This window comes from Micromonospora sp. M51 (assembly GCF_018070305.1).
In the GTDB taxonomy this organism is placed as follows: domain Bacteria; phylum Actinomycetota; class Actinomycetes; order Mycobacteriales; family Micromonosporaceae; genus Micromonospora; species Micromonospora parva.
The window spans coordinates 1-2,406 of record NZ_JAGPXZ010000853.1 but is presented as its reverse complement, the minus strand read 5'-3'; the positions used below and the strand labels follow the sequence as shown (position 1 = coordinate 2,406).

At 71.5% G+C, this 2,406-nt stretch carries 2 protein-coding genes; both read right to left on the bottom strand.

All coding sequences use genetic code 11. The features are described from left to right. Nucleotides 1–1,845: discoidin domain-containing protein (locus tag KBX53_RS29760; RefSeq protein ID WP_210862978.1), on the bottom strand; the 1,845-nt coding region annotated here is incomplete at its 3' end. 289 nt (nt 1,846–2,134) lie between these two features. Further along, nucleotides 2,135–2,406, bottom strand: a 272-nt coding sequence (locus tag KBX53_RS29755) for a hypothetical protein (RefSeq protein ID WP_210862976.1), incomplete at its 5' end; no start/stop codon positions are given.

Genomic DNA, 2,406 nt, shown 5'->3' with positions numbered 1-2,406 from the left:
CCGCGAGAACATCGAGAAGCCCCACCCGGGGGCGCGCTGGCCGGCCTGGATGCGTACGTGCTGGGCGTGCTGACGGTCGAACGTGACCGTCTGGGTCGCGGCGCCGTCGACGAACTCCAGCGCCGGCTTGCCGGGAGGCGAGATGACGACCGGCTGGTGCCAGTCGTAGGCGAACTCGCGGACACCGAAGCGCAGCGCACGCCGGTCGCTGACCGAGCGGTTGACGGTGGCGGTGAGGGTGAGGTCGTACAGGTGCGGGTCGCCGTAGCCGTTGGGCCACCAGAGCCGGGGCTTGCGCAGCCGCAACGCGGGGAAGCGCTGCGGGCTGAAGGTGACTGTGGTGTTCGCGCCGGCGGGGACGGTCACCGTGGACTCGACGCGTACCTTGTCGAACTCGGCGCGGACGGTGACAGTGGTGGCGCTGGCCGCCGCGTTGCGGACCGGCACCCGGATGGTGACCTCGGCGGTGTCGGTGCCGGGCAGGTCGGGCAGCGTGGTCTGCACGTGCGGGTCGCCGATGACCACGGCGCCGGTGCTGCGCAGGCGGACGTGGTCCCAGAGGCCGGTGACCCGGTCGCGGACGGCGGGCATCCAGTCCCACCCGGACACCGCCAGGTAGGTCGGCGCGTCCAGGTAGTGGCGGGCCGACTGGAGGAAGGTACGGCCGTCGGGGCCCTTGTCGCCGGGGGTGCCCGGGTGCGGCATCGGGGTCACCCGGACGGCGAGGACGTGCTCGCCACGGTGACCGGCCAACGCGTCGGTGATGTCGAAGGCCGCCCGCGCGAACGGGTGCGTGACGGTGCCGACCTGGACGCCGTTGACCCAGGCGGTCGCCTCGTGGTTGATCCCGTCGAACTCCAGCCAGATCCGTCGGCCTGCCGAGGTGTCCAGCTCGCGTGGCAGTCGCAGCGCGCGCCGGTACCACCAGGCGTGCCGTGACAGCGCCTCCGGGATGCGCATGTTGTTGAAGCCGGCCACGGGGTCGGGCAGGTGACCCTGCTCGACCAGGGTGCCCAGCACGGTGCCGGGCACCGTCGCCGGCAGCCAGGACCGGACGTCGACACCGGCGCGGGAGAGTTCGGCGCCGTCGGCGGTGCCGGCGAAGTCGTCCATCGTCAACGACCAGCCCGACTCCAGCGGGACCGTACCGTCGGCGGCGACTCTCAGCTCGGGGGCCGGGCCGGTGTTGCCGCCCTCCCAGCTGGTCCAACCAGCGGCCTTCGGCCGGCCGGCCAGCGGTACGCCGTAGACCTGGAAGCCGTTGAGGCCCACCGGGTTGCTGTTCGAGCGCTTCGTGACGGTCATCCGGATCCACCGGGCGGTGACGGGCTCCGGCAGCTTGATGGTCTGTACGCCGCCCTGCCCCTCGCTGGTCTCGTACACCGACCGCCAGGAACGGCCGTCGGTGGAGACCTCGATCCGGTACGCCGTCGCGGCGCTGGACAGGATCTCGTCGCCGTCGGTGTCGGTGTAGTTGCCGTCGAACGGCGCGTCGGTGAGCGTGGCCTCGAAGACCAGGCAGACGGCCTCGACCCGGCACGGCGCCTCGAGGTCCACCGAGATCCACTGTGGATCGCCGTTGGCGGCCCGCCATCCGCTCCCCCGCACGCCCACCAGCGGCAGACCGTCCACGGCGAAGGTGGCGGGGGTCGGGGCGTAGTCGGTCGAGGAGACCGCCACCGGGCGGTACCGGGCGAGGTCGGTGGTGGTCGGGGTGGTGCTCGGCGTCGGCCCGGCGGCGGACGCGAGGGCGTCCGGCAGGACCGCTGTCACCCCGACCGAGGCGAGCAGCGTCGCACCGGCGGAGAGGAAGGTACGCCGCGAAATCGGCGATGGCTCGGACATCGTGCCTCCAGAAGTGACAACGTTGTCAGACGGCGAGGATCAGTGACAACGTTGTCAGATGGTGGCCTGATGTTTCCCGGGAGTCAAGAGCCGGCGTCCATCGTGATTCCGCCACCACGTTCCGCAGCTGTTCCACTCCGGACATCGACCGTGGTCGTCTTTCCTGCTGCCTGGCCGCCGGCACACGGCGAGGCCTCTAAGCCCATCGGTCGCGAGGGCGTGGGGCTCCGGGGTGTCACGGGTTCGGCGGCTCGGCGGCTCGGCGGCTCGGCGGCTCCGGGTGGCAGGCTTAGCGGATTGCCTTTGGAGCTGATGTCACAAACGAATCAGCCGTCCACTCCGCCGGGCCGGCGATGCCACAAACGATCACACCGCCCACCGCCAGGCCGGCGATCCCGCAAACGATCAGACCACCCACACCGACAAGCGGGCGATGCCGCAAACGATTCAGCTCCAAAGGCAATCCGCTAAGCCTGCCACCCGGAGCCGCCGAGCCGCCGAGCCGCCGAGCCGCCGAACCCGTGACACCCCGGAGCCCCACGCCCTCGCGACCGATGGGCT